A 15,543-nucleotide genomic window follows, 5' to 3' on the forward strand; every position below is an offset into this window, starting at 1 on the left:
GGCAGATCAGCCCTGCAAGGCGAGGGCCAACCTGTTCTGCCGTTCGATCGCGCGCGGCAGATCGAATGTGGCAATGTTGCCGTCCCGGACGACCTGTCGCCCCTCGACAAACAGATGTTTGACGTGCACCGGACCTGCCAGCAGCAGGGCGGCCGGGTCCCAACTGCCCGCGCATTCCACACCCCTTGTGTCCCAAACAGCGATATCGGCACGTTTGCCCGGCATCAGGCGGCCGCAGTCCGGCCGGTTCAGCACGTCCGCCCCACCCCGCGTCGCAATTTCCAGAGCTTCGCGCGCCGACATGGCATCGGCACCGTTCGCCACGCGTTGCAGAAGCATCGCCTGCCGCGCCTCGGCCATCAGGTTGCCGCTGTCGTTGCTTGCGGAACCGTCAACGCCCAAGCCAACCCTGACCCCGTTGTCACGCATCGCGCGCACCGGCGCGATCCCCGAGCCCAGACGGCAATTCGAACAGGGACAGTGCGCAACCCCGGTGCGTGACCGAGAGAACAGGTCGATCTCTGCCCCGTCCAGCTTCACGCAATGGGCGTGCCAGACATCGGGGCCGATCCAGCCAAGTTCCTCGGCATACTGGCCGGGTCGACAGCCAAACTGGGATTCTGAATACAGTATATCCTCGTCGTTTTCCGCCAGATGGGTGTGCAGCATGACCCCCTTGTCCCGTGCCAGCAGTGCGGTGTCGCGCATCAGATCCCGACTGACCGAAAAGGGTGAACAGGGCGCAAGTCCAACCCTGCACATTGAGCCTTCGGACGGGTCATGGAACGCATCGACCACACGGATCATGTCATTCAGGATGTCGGCCTCGGCCTCGACCAACGTATCGGGTGGCAGACCCCCGTCGCTTTCGCCGATGCTCATCGCGCCGCGGGTCGGATGGAACCGCAGCCCCACCTCCGCAGCGGCCGCGATCGTGTCATCCAAGCGGGACCCATTCGGATACAGGTACAGATGGTCGGAACTGAGCGTGCAGCCCGACAAGGCCAACTCAGCCAGGCCGATCTGAGCCGAAGTGAACATCTCGTCGGGACCGAACCGCGCCCAGATCGGATAGAGCGTCTGCAGCCAGCCAAAGAGCAGCGCATCCTGGCCCGCCGGAACAGCTCGGGTAAGTGTCTGGTAGAGATGGTGGTGGGTATTGACCAATCCCGGCGTCACGACACAGCCGCTGAGGTCATGCACCTCTCCGTCGGTGGTCAAACCTTGGCCGATGCGGGCAATCTGCCCGTCACGGATCAGCAAATCGGCGCCGGCCAGTTCTTGCCGGTTGTCGTCCATGGTCAGGATCGCATCGGCGTTTCTAAGAAGGATTTCGGGCATCTCGCACTCCTGCATCTGCCCGCCTCATGCCAGAAATGCGTGTGCCGGTGGAAAACGGGCGCAAGAACCGGCGCGACGACCCTAATCAATCGCGGCCGCAGCGGCAACCGTCGTCAGAAGCCGCGCAGAATCTCGAGGGTCGCGGCGTGGATCTCAGGGTTCGCAGCCGCCAGTGCCCGCCCCCCCTGATGGGCCGGCCCACCCTGCCAGTCGGTCACTACGCCGCCGGCGGCCTCGATCACCGCTATCGGTGCCTGAATGTCATACGCGTTCAGTCCAGCCTCGATCACCAGGTCGACCTGCCCGGCCGCCAGCAGCGCGTATGCGTAGCAGTCCATGCCGTAGCGCGTCAGTTGCACCTGTCCAGCCACGGCGCGAAAGGCGTCTCCTTCGGCGGTCGTGCCAACTTCGGGGAATGTCGTGAACAGGATTGCGTCCCGCAAGGCATCCGTCCGACGGGTCGCCAAGCTGGTTCTGCCCAGAGGACCGGTCATGAACGCACCGTCTGCATGACCCACAAACCGTTCGCCGATATAGGGTTGGTCAATCACCCCCATGATCGGCCCGCTATCGTCGCCTAGCGCGATCAGAACGCCCCATGTCGGTGTGCCGCTGACGAAACCGCGGGTGCCGTCGATCGGGTCCAACACCCAGGTTCGCCCCGATTTGCCTTCGACCGCACCGTACTCCTCGCCCAAGATGCCGTCGTCGGGGCGGAGCTCGGCCAGAACGGATCGCATGGCCTGCTCGGCTTCGCGATCGGCCACGGTCACAGGGTCATACCCGCCTTGCAGCTTGTTTGAGGTTTCAAGATTCGACTGGCGAAAATACGGCAAAATGGCCGCACGCGCCGCGTCGGCCATTTTCTCGGCAACTTCAAGGTCACTTGCAGAGGCTTTGGTCATAAGCCACTGGTGCGCTCAGCCCTGTGCGAAGTCAAGTCCCGGTCTCAGGCCACGTCGCTGAGAACGCGCGCAAGCTCAAACAGGCGCCGGCGCTGGTTTTCCGGGATCGCGTAGTAGGACCGAACCAGATCCAACGCTTCCTTGTCGCCCATCAGATCAGCGGGAACCGATTTCTTGCCCGAGTCTTCCTTTTGGGCGTCCTCCAGACCTTCAAAGAAAAAGCTGACCGGAACGTCCAGAGCTTCGGCAATGTCCCACAGGCGTGATGCGCTGATGCGGTTGGCCCCGGTTTCGTATTTCTGGATCTGCTGGAACTTGATACCGACCTGCTGTGCCAGCTGCTGCTGCGTCATGCCAATCAACCAGCGGCGATGCCGTACGCGCTTGCCCACATGGACATCGACGTGATGGGTCATTGGTATTCTCCTCTGTTACACACAACCGCCCGGGAAAACGCTAACTGAACCATGACCGCACACTAGCGAGACGCTTGTAAAAAACTCTCTAATACGGAACGTGCCCCCCGAAACAGCACTGACAAGCAATATTGCCGCTTTTTGGAAAATTTTCAAGATGGTTGAATCTGCGCGCCCGAAGGAAGGTTTACGGTTGTGCACGATTTGGCCAGTGCGACAACGACGCCCGGGCCGTTCCCTTCCGGAATGATTGACAAGTCAGGGGCGGCCCCGATCAATGGCGCCAACATGGAGATTTGAGATGCTGGCCTACCAGATCCAGTCTGCCGAAGAGCAGGCCAAATTGCGCGAGATACCCGTGCCCGCACCCGCCGAAGGCCAGATCCGCGTGGCCATTCGCGCCTGCGGGCTGAACTTTGCCGATCTTCTGATGCAGAAGGGCACGTATCAGGATACGCCAGCGGCCCCTTTCACATTGGGGCTTGAGGTTGCGGGGGTCGTAGACGCGATCGGCGCAGGGGTCAGCCATCTGAAGCCCGGAGACCGGGTCGCGGTATACTCAGGCCAGGGCGGATTGGCGCAATTCGGGGTTTTTGACGCCGACCGTGCCGTACTCATCCCCCGGTCGTGCAGCTTTGAAGATGCGGCAGCCATCCAGATCGCCTACGGCACCAGCCAAATGGCGCTGGACCATCGGGCGCGACTGCAGCCGGGCGAGACCCTTTTGGTGACCGGTGCCGCCGGCGGTGTCGGGCTGACGGCGGTCGAGATCGGCAAGCTTATGGGCGCGACGGTGATCGCACAGGCCCGTGGCGCCAATAAACTGGCGGTCGCCCGCGCGGCCGGGGCCGATCACCTAATCGACGCGGACGAAGATCTGCGCGAGCGCGTGCTGGCATTGGGTGGCGCAGACGTTGTCTATGACGCCATCGGTGGCGACGTGTTCAAGGCTGCCTTCCGGGCGACCAATCCCGAAGGCCGCCTGCTGCCGATAGGTTTTGCCGGCGGCGAAGTCCCGCAGATACCGGCCAATCATTTGCTGGTGAAGAACCTGACCGTGATCGGGTTCTACATCGGTGGCTATCTGAGGTTCCGGCCCGAGGTCGTTCGCAACAGCTTTGAGACCCTCTTTGCCTGGCATGCCGAGGGACGCATCCGGCCCCATATCAGCCACAGCCTGCCGCTGTCCGAAGTGGCGCAGGGCATGGCTCTGCTGAAGGAACGAAAGTCGACCGGGAAAGTCGTCATCACGATCTGACCGGATCAGCCCACCACGGCGCGCAGTGGTGTACCACCAAGCATGTGGAAGTTCTGCCGCACCAGCGCAGCGAGGGCCTCCACCACTTCGCCGCGCCCCTGATCGCCTCCGTAAAGGTTGATCATATGCGCCGGCAACTCGGGCAGAACCCCACCTGAATCGATCTTCTCCAGATGTGCCGCCTCGGTCCCCTCAAGCATGGCGTGGACGGCGAGGTCCGCGCTGACGGTTGCCTCGATCGTGCGGTCGTTCTCGGTTTCAACCGACAGCTCCCATGGAATGCCTGCTGCATCCAAGGCGGCAATGACCTGAGGCCGGAAGAGGCAGCGCCGACCCAGCGCCAACGGAAGCGGCCGCCGTCGCCAAGCCGAGCCTCCTGACGCGCCGATCCAGCGCAGAGGCAGCTCTGCAATGGTTTCACCGCCGTCCGAATTCGCAGCCTCGGTCGTCAGGATCACATCACATTCACCACGCCGAAACATCTCTTTCAACTGGATTGAATAGGACGAAACCAACTGCACGCGCACGCGGGGGAAATCGGCATTGAACCGCTGCAGAACCCGTGGAATGGCCGGGTAGACGATATCGTGCGGCACCCCAAGCACCACCTCGCCCTCAAAGGCCTGATCGGTCAGCTTCGAGATGACCTCGTCGTTCAACGCCACCATTCGCCGGGCATAAGCCAACAGCTGTTCGCCAGAGGCCGTCAACGCGATGGTGCGCCCAGACCGGTCCAGCAATTCCAGGCCCAACAACTCTTCCAGACGTTTCAGCTGCATGGACACAGCCGACTGTGTCAGATGCAGGAAACCGGCGGCGCGCGTTACGCCCCCGTGGTCCGCGACCGCCACGAATGAGCGCAGGGTGGTGATGTCCAGGTTCCGCATCATCAACAATCCTTATGGATGAATTCAAAAACATTCATTTTTAAAATATGCCACAACCCGCCATATAGTTCAAGGACGTTGATGCAAAAACGGCTTTACATCACCTACCGATGAAAGGACATAAGCCATGACCCAAATTGCAGCACACCGACCCTGTGCCTCGGCATCGATCAGAACGGGCAATTGGTTTCAGCGTATGCTTGCGGCCGCTCATCAACGGCGGGAGCTGGCCCGGCTGGATGACCGCGCCCTGCAAGACATCGGGATCACCCGATCAGAGGCCCTGACAGAAGCATCCCGCCCGTTCTGGGACGCGCCCGAAACCTGGCGCAAGCGGCCCTGAATGCACGGCCTGCAACGGATTTCAGCGCCACCTTCCAAAGCGGCGCTGAAATTGTTGACCATATTGCTGAGTTTTGACCCCAAAACCCTTGAAACATGCGCTACACTCTCCGATATTTGCAGGGAAATCGCCCCGCAACCGGGGGCTGAAAGCTGAATTCAAGGGAGACCTCTATGGCACAATTCGATACGATCCGGACGGCGACCGGCGCGCGCGCTGCCGAGATTGACGAGGGCCTGCGCGCCCACATGAACAAGGTCTACGGCACGATGTCCGTGGGCATGCTGATCACCTTTGCGGTTGCATGGGCCGTCGGCACCAGCCCGCAACTGTTGTCAGTATTCCGCGATCCGGTGACCCTTAGCCCGAACATCTTGGGCTGGATCGTCATGTTCGCCCCGCTGATCATGGTGTTTGCCTTCGGTGCGGCCATCAACCGCCTCAGCGCAGCTGGCGCCCAATTGTTCTTCTACGCCTTTGCGGCGGTGATGGGCCTGTCGCTCAGCTGGATCTTCGTGGCCTTCACCGGCATTTCGATCGCCCAGGTCTTTCTGGTGACCTCGATCGCCTTCGCCGGTCTGTCGCTGTACGGTTACGTCACCAAGAAGGACCTGTCCGGTATGGGCACCTTCCTGATGATGGGTGTGATCGGCCTGATTGTGGCCATGGTCATCAACCTGTTCCTGCAATCGCCGGCCATCATGTTCGCCGTGTCGATCCTGGGTGTTCTGATCTTTGCGGGCCTCACCGCCTATGACACGCAGAAGATCAAGACCACCTACATCCAGATGGCCCATGCGGGCGATCAGGAGTGGCTGGGCAAGGCCGCCATCATGGGTGCGCTGAACCTGTACCTGGACTTCATCAACATGTTCATGTTCCTGCTGCAGCTGCTCGGCAATCGCGAGTAAGACTGCCGGAACACCAAATCAAAGGGCGGGCCCGAATGGCCCGCCTTTTTTTTGTTCAGGTGCAAGTAAAGCCAGCCCAAAGAAAAAGGCCCCAGCCAAATGGCAAGGGCCTTACATCATTGTAATCGCAACGGATCCGATCAGCTGCAGTTCAGCGGAACCGCGAAACCCGAGCTGCGCGACGACCCGCCCTTGCGGTATACGTCGCCGGCAGGCAGACAGCCGGTAAAGCGCTCGGTCTGGCTGCCGAACGCGGCCCCAACCGAGTTGTCCACCTTGGTGCTGTTGTTTTCGGTGCGCAACACGCCGAACAGGGTTCCGTTCACGCTCACCGTGCTCAGGAACATGGTGCTGCTGCTGCCGGTCAACTGTACGGCCGTGGTGTCGGACCGTCCGCCATTGTCGATGGCAACGCCCGCGACCTTGTCGAATTCTGTCTTGTCAGTGCTGGCCTGAATGGTCGGCAATTCAGCCAACTCAGCCGGAACGTTCGTCGCAGGCGGAACAAAGGCAACGGCGCCTTTGACGTCCGAAACGGTTCTTGGTTCGCCATCAATGCCGGTGAACCCGACGCCTTGGCGGTTGAACGGGTCCTCACAGGCCGAAAGTGTCAGAATGGCGATTGCGGGCAACAAGATTTTTTTCATGGCGCTCAACATTTTGTGGCGGTTTGCTGAACCGTACTGGCAGGCGGGGCAAAAAAGCAAGCCAACACCAATCAGAATACCTGTCGGCCTGATGCGCCTCTGCAACGGCCCGAAACGGCCGGATCGGGCGGCGTCAGGGCTACACGACACGGTCAAAACAACGAAAAAGGGTTCTGCCGAAGCAGAACCCCCTAAGCTTTCGCGTCGAAAAAAGGCAGATTACTTGATCTTGCCTTCCTTGTACTCGACATGCTTCCGAACGACCGGGTCGTACTTACGAACGGTCATTTTCTCGGTCATGGTGCGAGCGTTCTTTTTGGTCACGTAGAAGTGGCCCGTGCCCGCGGTCGAGTTCAGACGGATCTTGATTGTCGTCGGCTTCGCCATGGTTATCTCCTGCGTCCGGAAAGGCAGGGGCCTTTCGGTTGAATTCCTATGAGCGTGCGCTTTTACCCGGTCGCGCGCCCGAGTCAACCGGAATCGGCGGTGTTTCAACACAAATCACAGTATCCGACACACAGTGGATCAGCGCCCGGTTTGGACAGATCACGGTTTCGTGATATGATCGCGTCACAGCATCCCAGAACGCCGCGGTCCAAGGTTGTGCGGCGTGAGGCAGCGAAACCGGGCAAGACCCTCTGTCGGCAGAGTTTTCTTGTACGTCTGCTTGGGGGAAATCATGACAGAATGGAAACTTCAGGGCGAGACTCTGGCCAATTGCAACTGTGATTTCGGTTGCCCCTGCCAGTTCAGCAGCCTGCCCAGTCACGGGAATTGCGAGGCCGTGGTCGTCTTTGACATCACAAGCGGCCACTACGGGGACACGGATCTTTCCGGCCTGCGGGCTGCGGGTGTCTACCACTGGCCAGGCCCGATTCACGAGGGCAACGGGCAGATGCAACTGATCATCGACGAACGGGCGGACGCCGATCAGCGGGCCGCCCTGCAGGCCATCATGTCCGGTGAGGACACCGATGAAATGGCCACCATGTGGTATGTCTACAGCGCCATGGCGCCGACCAAGCATGAGACACTGTTTGCTGAACTCGACGTGAACTGGAGCCGCGAAGACCGGACCGGCTACGCGAAGGTCAAGAACGTGTTCGACGTGGACGTCAAGCCGATCGCCCATATCGTCTCGGGCCAACCGCATCGCGCGTCGATCCAGTTGCCGCATGGCTTCGAATACCGCCACGCCGAGGTCGCATCGGGAACGGCCAGGACAAGCGGTTCAGCCATAAACCTGACTTTCGAGTCCTCACATGCCCATCTGGCGCATTTAAACATCTCAGGTCATGGCGTTGTCGGGCCATAGTGCAGACGCGTCAGAACAGGCCCGCCCTGCCCGAACGATCAGCCTCGAGCGAGTACTGCGAAAAGAACGTCTGATCGTCGCTGGAAGTGTCCTTCTGATCGTTTCGGGTGCGGTCTGGTACACGGTCGCCGGTGTCGGGATGCAGATGTCGGCCGTCGAGATGACTCGGATGGCCGGTCCAATTGGCCAGCCCATGTTGATGGGGGCCGGTGCCGTCTGGACGCTTTGGTACGCCGCATTGGTCTTTGCCATGTGGTGGGTGATGATGGTCGCAATGATGACGCCCAGCGCGGCCCCGACTGCCCTATTGTTTGTGGCGTTGAAACGGGTTGGACCCGACAGGCAGCGCAGCGCCAGCTTCGGATTGGCCTTTCTGTCGGGGTATCTTTTTGCCTGGGCCGTGTTCAGCCTTGGGGCAACCGGACTGCAATGGGGCCTGCAACAGATCGGAGCGATGGATGGCCCGATGATGACCATCCGGTCCGGAATCCTGGCGGGCATCGTTCTCTGTGCTGCCGGGATGTATCAGTTCAGCGGGTTGAAATCCGCGTGCCTCCGCCATTGTCAGAGCCCGGCTGCCTTTCTGACCCGCCACAACCGGCCCGGGCATTGGGGTGCGTTTCGATGCGGCACCCTGCACGGAGCCTACTGCTTGGGCTGCTGCTGGGCCTTGATGGCACTACTGTTCGTCGGCGGCATCATGAACCTTTGGTGGATCGTCGCAATCGCCGTCTACGTCGCGCTGGAAAAGCTGTTGCCCCGGGCGGGATGGCTGACGCCGGTCGTCGGTGTCGTTTTGATCGGATTGGGAGCCTGGGTGTCGATCACCGCATTGGTTTGATGCGGCAAGCCTGTCTTCCGGGCCAAGGAGCCGGCCAATTGGAGCGCTCTGCACATTTCGTTCACGAGGAGATCGTCATGCCTGTCTTCATCACTTATGCCTCTTATTCCAACGCCGGTGTCAAAGGGATGCTGAAGAAACCGGAAAACCGCACCGGGCCGGTGGCGGCGCTGCTGGAGAAGGTTGGCGGCAAACTGCTGGCGTTCTACGTGACGACCGGAAGCAATGACGTGGTGGTCATCAGCGAAGCTCCGGACGGAACGGATGCCGTGGCCGTTGGTATGGCCGTTGCGGCTTCGGGGGCGGTTTCGCGTGTCGAAACGGTTCGGGCCTGGTCGGCCGACGAATTTGTTACCATCACCGAGAAAGCCTCGAAACTGGTCGCGGCCTACACACCGCCCGGAGGATGAAGAAGATACGCGCGGAGGGCCTGTAAGCCGGATCCTGTTCCGGGGTTGCCCCCTTCGATGACCATTCCTCTAGGCCGGGCATTGCTGCGCGGCTCGAGCTGCCAACCCGGTCCCTCTCGGCCAAGGCGAGCCTAGCGGCGGTATCGGCTGACGCCGACCGGCCCGCGCGGGGACCCTATTCGGCATTGCTCCCGGTGGGGCTTGCCGTGCCGCCGCTGTTGCCAGCGGCGCGGTGGGCTCTTACTCCACCGTTTCACCCTTGCCATGAGTTGCCAGAGGCGAACCTCCGATCCGTCATGGCGGTCTGTTTTCTGTGGCGCTTTCCGTCGGGTTTCCCCGCCCGGGCGTTACCCGGCACCGTTGCCTTGTGGAGTCCGGACTTTCCTCTCGGGCCTGAGCCCCAGCGGCCATCCGGCCCTCCGCGCGGTTGCCGGGTTAAACGTCCACCCGAATACCGTCAAGGTGTTCCATCAAACCAGCCAGTCGTTCGATGTCGCCCATATCCTTCTTGGACAGGGGCCCGCGCCGCCACGGGGCAAACCGGCTTCGGAACGCTTTCAGCAGATCCGCGGCAGGGGCTTTGGGGTACCCGGCCCTCTTGGCAACCAATGCAAAGTATTGGTCGTCTGGCGGCAATTCATCAAGGCATATACCCTTCAGAACGGCCGGCCCGGCCGCCAGTTTCTGGTGCGCGAGACGATCCCAATCAAACTTGGGACCGGGATCAAGCTTTCGCTCGGGGGCCATGTCCGAATGGGCGATAACGTTCCAGGGCTTGATCCCCAACCGCTCTTGCAGATGTGAAAGCAGGTTTTCCAATACCGCCATCTGCGGTTCGGAGAAAGGATGATCGCCGCGATTGTCGAGTTCGATCCCGATGGAGCGGGAATTGATGTCGCTGAACCCCCGCCACGCGCCTGCACCGGCGTGCCAAGCGCGATCTTCCTCACGGACCATCTGCCAGAGCGTTCCGTCGCAGCCGATCAGATAGTGGGCCGATACCTCGGAGTCCGGGTCGCACAAACGCTCCAGCGCGGCTTGAGCGCTGTTCATCGCGGTGTAGTGAAGCACCACCAGCGACGGCTTCAACCCATCCCGGCGGGGGCCGAAATTGGGGGATGGGTGCCAGATCGGCGAGAACTCAGTTGCCGACGGCACTGCGGAACGGGCTGGGGTCCCAGCCGCAGGCAAATCCGTCGCCATCCGGGTCCAGGCCCTTGCGGTCGCGCTGGGGGCCACCATTGGCCAGGAAATCGATCTGTGCCTGGTCAGGCGATGCGTATCCCGCGCAGTTGCGTTGTGCCTTGGCCTGCAAATTGAACCCAGCTCGGCTGTAGAGCTGTGTTCCAACTGGATTGGTCGTAGTCAGAGCATATTGGACGATATTGGGCTGTCCGTCCGACCCGCGCTGAGGAACCGCCGTCGGCGCGACAACCTCGTATGTCTGACGGTTCTGCTGAATCAGCGCGGCATCATCCTGGATGCTGCGGCTGCTTGAAACCGCTGCGAAATCCTGCTCGTTCGAAATGCCGTTTGAGCTTACGGCCACCGGTGCAGTCGGCTGCGCCGATGTGCTCGCCAATGCCGCCGCGGTCTGGTTGGCAATGTCCGTGGCGCTATCGCCCGTCGTGAAGGGGGCAGGACCGGCTTCGGCATTCAACTGCTCCTGCGAAATGGCCGGGGGCGGCAGCAGCGGGTTGCCTGCTGCGCCCTGCCCGGCCAGCTGCGCCTCGCGTTCGGCCTGATACTGCGGCGTATTGAAGCCGGAGTCCGTGACTGGTGCCACGGTATCGCAAGCCGCGACGAACCCGAAGGCCGGAATGAGAAGCATTTTGCGCATGGAACTGCTCCGTCCTCGCGTTGTTACCGCTGCCTGAGGGTTACCACCATTTGCCCGGCTTGGCCACAAACCCGGCGGCATTCTCGAGAGCGTAGGCGGTATTCAGAAGGTCACCTTCTTCCCACGGACGACCGATCAGCTGCAGCCCCAGCGGCAAGCCCTGCCCGTCAAGACCGGCGGGAACCGAGATACCCGGAAGACCCGCGAGGTTGACGGTCACGGTGAACACGTCGTTCAGATACATCTGCACCGGGTCAGCCTCGGTCATTTCGCCCAGACCGAACGCCGCCGAAGGTGTCGCCGGTGTCAGGATCGCATCGACGCCTGCGGCAAAGACATCCTCGAAGTCTTTCTTGATCAGGGTCCGCACCTTGCGCGCGCGGTTGTAATAGGCGTCATAGAAACCGGCTGACAGCACGTAGGTGCCGACCATGACGCGGCGCTGCACCTCGTGGCCAAAGCCTTCGGCGCGGGTCTTTTCATACATCTCGGTGATGCCGTCGCCCTGCGCCAGCTGCGCACGGCGGCCATAGCGCACGCCGTCATAGCGCGCCAGGTTCGACGACGCCTCGGCCGGCGCGATCACGTAATAGGCGGGCAGCGCGTATTTGGTGTGCGGCAGCGAGATGTCGACGATCTCGGCCCCCGCATCACGCAGCATTTCGGCCCCATCGGCCCAGAGCTTTTCGATCTCGGCGGGCATGCCATCCATCCGGTATTCTTTTGGAATGCCGATTTTCTTGCCCTTGATGTCTCCGGTCAGCATGGCCTCAAAATTCGGAACAGCCAATTCTGCGCTGGTCGAGTCCTTCGGGTCGTGCCCGCACATCGCCTCAAGCATGATGGCCGCGTCGCGCACGTTCTTGGTCATCGGCCCGGCCTGATCCAGCGAGGACGCAAAGGCCACGATGCCCCAGCGCGAGCAACGGCCGTAGGTCGGCTTGATGCCGGTGATTCCGGTAAAGGCGGCGGGCTGCCGGATCGAGCCACCGGTGTCGGTTCCGGTCGCTGCCAAACACAGATCGGCTGCGACGGCAGACGCCGAACCACCTGAGGAACCGCCCGGGGTCAGCTGCGCGTCATCATTACCGCGCCGCCAAGGGTTCACAGCATTGCCATAGACCGAGGTTTCGTTGGACGAACCCATGGCGAACTCGTCCATGTTCAGTTTGCCCAGCATCACCGCGCCCGCATCGGCCAGTTGCTGCGAGACCGTGGATTCGTATTCGGGCTTGAACCCGTCCAGAATCTTGGACGCAGCCTGCGAGGGCACGCCCTTGGTGCAGAACAGATCCTTGATGCCGATCGGAAGGCCACACATGGCAGGCGCGTCGCCCGCCTTGATCCGCTCGTCTGCGGCCTTCGCACGCTCCAGCGCGATTTCCGGAGTCTTGTGCACGAAAGCGTTCAAGACATCGGCTGCGTCGATCGCCTTCAGGCAGGCCTCGGTCAGCTCGACCGAGGTCACATCTCCGTTGCGCAGGGCGTCGCGGGCCTCGGCAAGGCTCAGTTTGTTCAGATCGGACATGTCTTACTCCACCACCTTGGGAACCGCGAAAAAGCCCTCGCGCGCGTCGGGGGCGTTGGACAGGATCTTGCCCTGCATGTTCCCGTCGGTCACCACGTCCTCGCGCCGCTTCAGCCGCATCGGCGTCACCGAGACCATCGGCTCGACCCCTTCGACGTCAACTTCGTTCAGCTGTTCGATGAACCCCAGGATCGTATTGAATTCCGAGGCCAGCGCGGGCAACGCGTCATCCTCGACCTTGATCCGGGCCAGTTTGGCCACCTTGGCGGCGGTGCTTTGGTCAATCGACATGGGAAACCTCATATGCGTTACAGGGGCATTTACCCGTCTGATGCAGCAGTCGCAAGACCACTGAGCCACAGCGATTTGTCCAAAGCCCACGCGGTTGCCGCCAAGCCAAACAATTTTGAATACCCGCTATGCAAAAAAGTAAACGGATTAGTTCACTTTGACGATTGAAGCCGACGCAAAAAGTTACTTTATGTACTGAACGAAACAGTTCAGTCCGGAGAATAATCATGAAACGCATGTTGATTGCTGTGTCCGTTGTTCTGACAACCGCTGCCGCGCCGGCCCTCGCGCTGGGGGTTCCCATGGGCGACCTGACACCGACGCTGACCTTCCCCGATCAGCACCCCTCGGACCAGGTGAGCCAGGAGAAATCTTCGCTCCGCAACTAACCCTACCGCTTCCCTGTTGGATCGGGCCGGTTCTCCCCCCTTTTTCCGCCCCGATCCTGCACCTGCCCTCGTGGCGCCGCCGGCCCTGAATGGGTCGGCGCTTTTTTGTTGAAGCACGGTGCTCTATCGTTCATTCACTCAAGAGTTTCAGGTCAGCATAACCGAATGTCCCGAGGTGCCGTTGCCAAAGCAGGAGATGCCATGACAGAGCGCAAGCAGAAGGTTCTGGATGCAATTGATACGGCCAATTCGGCCGATCCCACCCAGGAAGACGGCCGCCCCGCCGCGCTGCTTTATGGCGAACGGATGAGCGCCGAGTTGGACCGGCTGTTCCCCGACGCCTCCGAGCCGTTGCAGATCGCCGCCCGCGGCCAGCATGTCGAGCGCTGGAAGCTGGCCCGCTCGGCCTACCCTGAAGGGCGCGCGGGCTATCTGGCCTGGCGCAAGGCCCAGGCCGAGCATCACGCGCAGGTCGTTGCCGAGCTGATGTCCGAGGCCGGCTACGATCAGGCCGAGATCGACGCCGCCCGTCGCATGTTGCGCAAACAGGGCATCAAGCGCGACGACGACGTTCAGGCGCTGGAGGACGTGATCTGCTTTGTCTTTCTGAAATGGTATTTTGCGCCCTTCGCCACGAAACACTCGGACGAAAAGGTCCAGCGCATCGTCGAAAAGACCGCCCGCAAGATGTCGGCCGAGGCGCGCCGACGCGTGCTGGACGAGTTCGACCTACCCGAAGACCTGGCCAGCGCTTTCAAGGATTGACGGGTCATGACTGATGACATGCAGCTGTTGATCGACCTGCACCTGCCCAACGACCGGCAAGGCCCCGGCAGCGACGCGGCAACGCAACTGGCGCTGACGCTTTCGGGCGTGCAAGCCGATCCCGGACTGAAGGTTGCCGACATTGGCTGCGGAACCGGAGCCGCGGCCTTCTGCCTTGCGCGCCATCTGGGCGCATCGGTGACGGCAGTGGATTTCCTGCCGGAGTTTCTGGCCGAGCTGAACAGGCGTTCACAGGACTTGGGTCTGGCGGCCCGGGTTCAGACGCTTGAGGCGTCGATGGAGGACCTGCCCTTCGACGATGCCAGCCTTGACGTGATCTGGTCGGAAGGCGCGATCTACAACATGGGTTTCGAAAACGGCCTGACCGCCTGGCGTCGGTTCCTGAAACCCGGCGGGCTCCTGGCTGTGTCCGAGCTGACCTGGCTGACCGATCGACGCCCCGAACCGCTGACACGGCACTGGGATGCCGCCTATCCCGAAGTTGCGACCGCCGGACAGAAGATCCGCCAGATCGAGACCGCCGGCTATGAACCTGTCGGCTATTTCCCGCTGGGCACCGACTGCTGGATGGAGAACTACTACCTCCCCCTTCAACGCAGCTTCGCTGCCTTCCTTGACAGGCATGGCCATTCCGAGCAGGCCAAAGCCATTGTCGATGCCGAAGAGGCCGAGATCGATTTGTATGAAACCTATTCCGACTTTGTCAGCTATGGGTTTTATCTGGCGCGGCGTCTGCCGGACTGACCGCATCCGTCATGGCCCGGCGATAAACCTCGATCATCCAGCCCAGCATGGTGGCGTTCAGGATGTGCCACATGAAATGCGTTCCCATCGGGATGCGGGCGCAAAGCGGGGCATCGAGCGCGCGAAAAGTGATCGACGCAATCAGGATCACAGCCCCGCCCGCCAGACCCCGGGCCACTTGCGGCCTGCGCGCGCGTAAAAGATACGCATAGATCAGGATCAGCAACGGCACCGGAGCATAGGCGGCCGACCCGCCCAACCCGGGAACCAGCTGAAACACCGGAATGGTCAGCGCCGCATAGGGAATGAACAAGGCCGTCAGCCCCGCCGCCTTCGGCGTGGATAGCTGCCAGATGTCCCGGTTCACCGCGAAGATATAGACCAGGATGAACAGCAAGATCGGCGTCGTATCCGCCAGCGCGGCCCAGACCTGCGCATGGGTATGAAACAGATAGCTGCCAATACCGATCACCGCCAGAATGGCGACCAGCAGGTTGGCCAAGGGCAGACCCTGCCCCCGCACCCGCCGCCACATCACCCATGCCGCCAGCAGAAAGGCCGCGTTGGTCACGGCGTTTACGGGTTCGGCCCAATAGGCCGGCGACAGGCGCTCGCAATAGCCGTCGATTTCTCGCATCCAGTCCATGGATTTTTACATAGCCGATGCTAGGCTGACCCTGAACCGGTTTCA

At 61.4% G+C, this 15,543-nt stretch carries 20 protein-coding genes and 1 other RNA gene; 9 read left to right on the plus strand and 12 right to left on the minus strand.

The annotated features are described in order from the left end of the window. Positions 1-6: 6 nt before the first annotated feature. The 3 genes from ACR0BA_RS06915 to ACR0BA_RS06925 form a co-directional block, all read right to left on the minus strand. Entirely contained in the window at positions 7-1,341 is a 1,335-nt protein-coding gene (locus ACR0BA_RS06915) for an 8-oxoguanine deaminase (protein ID WP_480727050.1), read from the minus strand. Between the two features lie 113 nt (positions 1,342-1,454). After that, a complete protein-coding gene (gene hisN, locus ACR0BA_RS06920) occupies positions 1,455-2,246 on the minus strand; it encodes a histidinol-phosphatase (protein ID WP_480727052.1) in 792 nt (263 codons plus the stop codon). A gap of 44 nt (positions 2,247-2,290) precedes the next feature. Then, on the minus strand, positions 2,291-2,662 hold the full coding sequence (locus ACR0BA_RS06925) for a helix-turn-helix domain-containing protein (RefSeq protein ID WP_093964756.1): 372 nt from the start codon (positions 2,660-2,662) through the stop codon (positions 2,291-2,293). Positions 2,663-2,963: 301 nt separating this feature from the next. Between ACR0BA_RS06925 and ACR0BA_RS06930 the strand changes: the two genes are divergently transcribed. Beyond that, the gene (locus tag ACR0BA_RS06930; protein WP_480727054.1) at positions 2,964-3,920 is read left to right on the plus strand and encodes an NADPH:quinone oxidoreductase family protein; all 957 of its coding nucleotides are present in this window, start codon (positions 2,964-2,966) and stop codon (positions 3,918-3,920) included. Positions 3,921-3,925: 5 nt separating this feature from the next. Here the strand turns inward: ACR0BA_RS06930 and ACR0BA_RS06935 are convergent, their stop codons facing one another. Continuing rightward, positions 3,926-4,807, minus strand: coding sequence for a LysR family transcriptional regulator (locus ACR0BA_RS06935; RefSeq protein ID WP_093965049.1), 882 nt, complete (start codon positions 4,805-4,807; stop codon positions 3,926-3,928). 127 nt (positions 4,808-4,934) lie between these two features. Here ACR0BA_RS06935 and ACR0BA_RS06940 point away from each other — a divergent pair, with 127 nt between their 5' ends. Both ACR0BA_RS06940 and ACR0BA_RS06945 read left to right on the plus strand, forming a co-directional pair. Next, positions 4,935-5,150: a DUF1127 domain-containing protein gene (locus ACR0BA_RS06940; RefSeq protein WP_170340757.1), complete on the plus strand. Its 216-nt coding sequence runs from the start codon at positions 4,935-4,937 to the stop codon at positions 5,148-5,150. 173 nt (positions 5,151-5,323) lie between these two features. Further along, a complete protein-coding gene (locus tag ACR0BA_RS06945; protein WP_170340154.1) occupies positions 5,324-6,061 on the plus strand; it encodes a Bax inhibitor-1/YccA family protein in 738 nt (245 codons plus the stop codon). A 140-nt stretch (positions 6,062-6,201) separates the two neighbouring features. Here the strand turns inward: ACR0BA_RS06945 and ACR0BA_RS06950 are convergent, their stop codons facing one another. Both ACR0BA_RS06950 and rpmG read right to left on the minus strand, forming a co-directional pair. Next, a complete protein-coding gene (locus tag ACR0BA_RS06950; RefSeq protein ID WP_170340151.1) occupies positions 6,202-6,708 on the minus strand; it encodes a lipoprotein in 507 nt (168 codons plus the stop codon). Between the two features lie 219 nt (positions 6,709-6,927). Further along, a complete protein-coding gene (gene rpmG, locus ACR0BA_RS06955; RefSeq protein ID WP_007799108.1) occupies positions 6,928-7,095 on the minus strand; it encodes a 50S ribosomal protein L33 in 168 nt (55 codons plus the stop codon). 292 nt (positions 7,096-7,387) lie between these two features. Here rpmG and ACR0BA_RS06960 point away from each other — a divergent pair, with 292 nt between their 5' ends. The 3 genes from ACR0BA_RS06960 to ACR0BA_RS06970 all read left to right on the plus strand — a co-directional run bounded on the left by ACR0BA_RS06960 (position 7,388) and on the right by ACR0BA_RS06970 (position 9,274). After that, positions 7,388-8,023, plus strand: a complete 636-nt coding sequence (locus ACR0BA_RS06960; RefSeq protein WP_480727056.1) for a DUF1326 domain-containing protein — start codon at positions 7,388-7,390, stop codon at positions 8,021-8,023. Continuing rightward, on the plus strand, positions 8,004-8,864 hold the full coding sequence (locus ACR0BA_RS06965; RefSeq protein WP_480727058.1) for a DUF2182 domain-containing protein: 861 nt from the start codon (positions 8,004-8,006) through the stop codon (positions 8,862-8,864). Before ACR0BA_RS06960 ends, ACR0BA_RS06965 begins: the two co-directional genes overlap by 20 nt. A 77-nt stretch (positions 8,865-8,941) precedes the next feature. Continuing rightward, the gene (locus ACR0BA_RS06970; protein WP_480727060.1) at positions 8,942-9,274 is read left to right on the plus strand and encodes a GYD domain-containing protein; all 333 of its coding nucleotides are present in this window, start codon (positions 8,942-8,944) and stop codon (positions 9,272-9,274) included. Between the two features lie 7 nt (positions 9,275-9,281). Here ACR0BA_RS06970 and rnpB read toward each other — a convergent pair. The 5 genes from rnpB to gatC form a co-directional block, all read right to left on the minus strand. Further along, an RNA gene (rnpB, locus tag ACR0BA_RS06975) (RNase P RNA component class A) lies at positions 9,282-9,697 on the minus strand. A 12-nt stretch (positions 9,698-9,709) separates the two neighbouring features. Then, positions 9,710-10,432 carry an N-acetylmuramoyl-L-alanine amidase gene (locus ACR0BA_RS06980; RefSeq protein ID WP_480727062.1) on the minus strand — a complete coding sequence of 241 codons (723 nt, stop codon included), beginning with the start codon at positions 10,430-10,432 and terminating at the stop codon, positions 9,710-9,712. After that, positions 10,416-11,114, minus strand: a complete 699-nt coding sequence (locus ACR0BA_RS06985) for a hypothetical protein (protein ID WP_093964748.1) — start codon at positions 11,112-11,114, stop codon at positions 10,416-10,418. Before ACR0BA_RS06985 ends, ACR0BA_RS06980 begins: the two co-directional genes overlap by 17 nt. A gap of 40 nt (positions 11,115-11,154) precedes the next feature. Next, positions 11,155-12,642 carry an Asp-tRNA(Asn)/Glu-tRNA(Gln) amidotransferase subunit GatA gene (gatA, locus tag ACR0BA_RS06990; RefSeq protein ID WP_170450831.1) on the minus strand — a complete coding sequence of 496 codons (1,488 nt, stop codon included), beginning with the start codon at positions 12,640-12,642 and terminating at the stop codon, positions 11,155-11,157. Positions 12,643-12,645: 3 nt separating this feature from the next. After that, complete coding sequence (gene gatC / locus ACR0BA_RS06995) at positions 12,646-12,933, minus strand: Asp-tRNA(Asn)/Glu-tRNA(Gln) amidotransferase subunit GatC (RefSeq protein ID WP_480727064.1); 288 nt, start codon at positions 12,931-12,933, stop codon at positions 12,646-12,648. A 227-nt stretch (positions 12,934-13,160) separates the two neighbouring features. On the opposite strand from gatC, the gene ACR0BA_RS07000 reads away from it, so the two are divergent. The 3 genes from ACR0BA_RS07000 to ACR0BA_RS07010 all read left to right on the plus strand — a co-directional run bounded on the left by ACR0BA_RS07000 (position 13,161) and on the right by ACR0BA_RS07010 (position 14,852). Further along, positions 13,161-13,322 (plus strand): hypothetical protein, encoded by a 162-nt coding sequence (locus tag ACR0BA_RS07000; protein WP_170340142.1) that lies wholly within the window; start codon positions 13,161-13,163, stop codon positions 13,320-13,322. Positions 13,323-13,523: 201 nt separating this feature from the next. After that, a complete protein-coding gene (locus ACR0BA_RS07005) occupies positions 13,524-14,087 on the plus strand; it encodes a DUF4202 domain-containing protein (RefSeq protein WP_170440682.1) in 564 nt (187 codons plus the stop codon). A 6-nt stretch (positions 14,088-14,093) separates the two neighbouring features. Continuing rightward, entirely contained in the window at positions 14,094-14,852 is a 759-nt protein-coding gene (locus ACR0BA_RS07010; protein WP_480727066.1) for a class I SAM-dependent methyltransferase, read from the plus strand. Here ACR0BA_RS07010 and ACR0BA_RS07015 read toward each other — a convergent pair. Beyond that, the gene (locus ACR0BA_RS07015; protein ID WP_480727068.1) at positions 14,812-15,498 is read right to left on the minus strand and encodes a ceramidase domain-containing protein; all 687 of its coding nucleotides are present in this window, start codon (positions 15,496-15,498) and stop codon (positions 14,812-14,814) included. The genes ACR0BA_RS07010 and ACR0BA_RS07015 overlap by 41 nt on opposite strands. Between the last annotated feature and the right edge of the window lie 45 nt (positions 15,499-15,543).

Source organism: Ruegeria sp. CI5 (assembly GCF_056536885.1).

What these genes read in the sequence shown, in the direction of transcription:
- gatA (WP_170450831.1), bottom strand. Translation starts at nt 12,642, where the DNA reads ATGTCCGATCTGAACAAACTGAGCCTTGCCGAGGCCCGCGACGCCCTG.
- ACR0BA_RS07000 (WP_170340142.1), top strand. Translation starts at nt 13,161, where the DNA reads ATGAAACGCATGTTGATTGCTGTGTCCGTTGTTCTGACAACCGCTGCC.
- ACR0BA_RS06965 (WP_480727058.1), top strand. Translation starts at nt 8,004, where the DNA reads ATGGCGTTGTCGGGCCATAGTGCAGACGCGTCAGAACAGGCCCGCCCT.
- ACR0BA_RS06950 (WP_170340151.1), bottom strand. Translation starts at nt 6,708, where the DNA reads ATGAAAAAAATCTTGTTGCCCGCAATCGCCATTCTGACACTTTCGGCC.
- ACR0BA_RS06940 (WP_170340757.1), top strand. Translation starts at nt 4,935, where the DNA reads ATGACCCAAATTGCAGCACACCGACCCTGTGCCTCGGCATCGATCAGA.
- ACR0BA_RS06915 (WP_480727050.1), bottom strand. Translation starts at nt 1,341, where the DNA reads ATGCCCGAAATCCTTCTTAGAAACGCCGATGCGATCCTGACCATGGAC.
- ACR0BA_RS06930 (WP_480727054.1), top strand. Translation starts at nt 2,964, where the DNA reads ATGCTGGCCTACCAGATCCAGTCTGCCGAAGAGCAGGCCAAATTGCGC.
- ACR0BA_RS07005 (WP_170440682.1), top strand. Translation starts at nt 13,524, where the DNA reads ATGACAGAGCGCAAGCAGAAGGTTCTGGATGCAATTGATACGGCCAAT.
- ACR0BA_RS06935 (WP_093965049.1), bottom strand. Translation starts at nt 4,807, where the DNA reads ATGCGGAACCTGGACATCACCACCCTGCGCTCATTCGTGGCGGTCGCG.
- ACR0BA_RS06945 (WP_170340154.1), top strand. Translation starts at nt 5,324, where the DNA reads ATGGCACAATTCGATACGATCCGGACGGCGACCGGCGCGCGCGCTGCC.
- ACR0BA_RS07015 (WP_480727068.1), bottom strand. Translation starts at nt 15,498, where the DNA reads ATGGACTGGATGCGAGAAATCGACGGCTATTGCGAGCGCCTGTCGCCG.
- ACR0BA_RS06985 (WP_093964748.1), bottom strand. Translation starts at nt 11,114, where the DNA reads ATGCGCAAAATGCTTCTCATTCCGGCCTTCGGGTTCGTCGCGGCTTGC.
- ACR0BA_RS07010 (WP_480727066.1), top strand. Translation starts at nt 14,094, where the DNA reads ATGACTGATGACATGCAGCTGTTGATCGACCTGCACCTGCCCAACGAC.
- ACR0BA_RS06970 (WP_480727060.1), top strand. Translation starts at nt 8,942, where the DNA reads ATGCCTGTCTTCATCACTTATGCCTCTTATTCCAACGCCGGTGTCAAA.
- hisN (WP_480727052.1), bottom strand. Translation starts at nt 2,246, where the DNA reads ATGACCAAAGCCTCTGCAAGTGACCTTGAAGTTGCCGAGAAAATGGCC.
- gatC (WP_480727064.1), bottom strand. Translation starts at nt 12,933, where the DNA reads ATGTCGATTGACCAAAGCACCGCCGCCAAGGTGGCCAAACTGGCCCGG.
- rpmG (WP_007799108.1), bottom strand. Translation starts at nt 7,095, where the DNA reads ATGGCGAAGCCGACGACAATCAAGATCCGTCTGAACTCGACCGCGGGC.
- ACR0BA_RS06960 (WP_480727056.1), top strand. Translation starts at nt 7,388, where the DNA reads ATGACAGAATGGAAACTTCAGGGCGAGACTCTGGCCAATTGCAACTGT.
- ACR0BA_RS06925 (WP_093964756.1), bottom strand. Translation starts at nt 2,662, where the DNA reads ATGACCCATCACGTCGATGTCCATGTGGGCAAGCGCGTACGGCATCGC.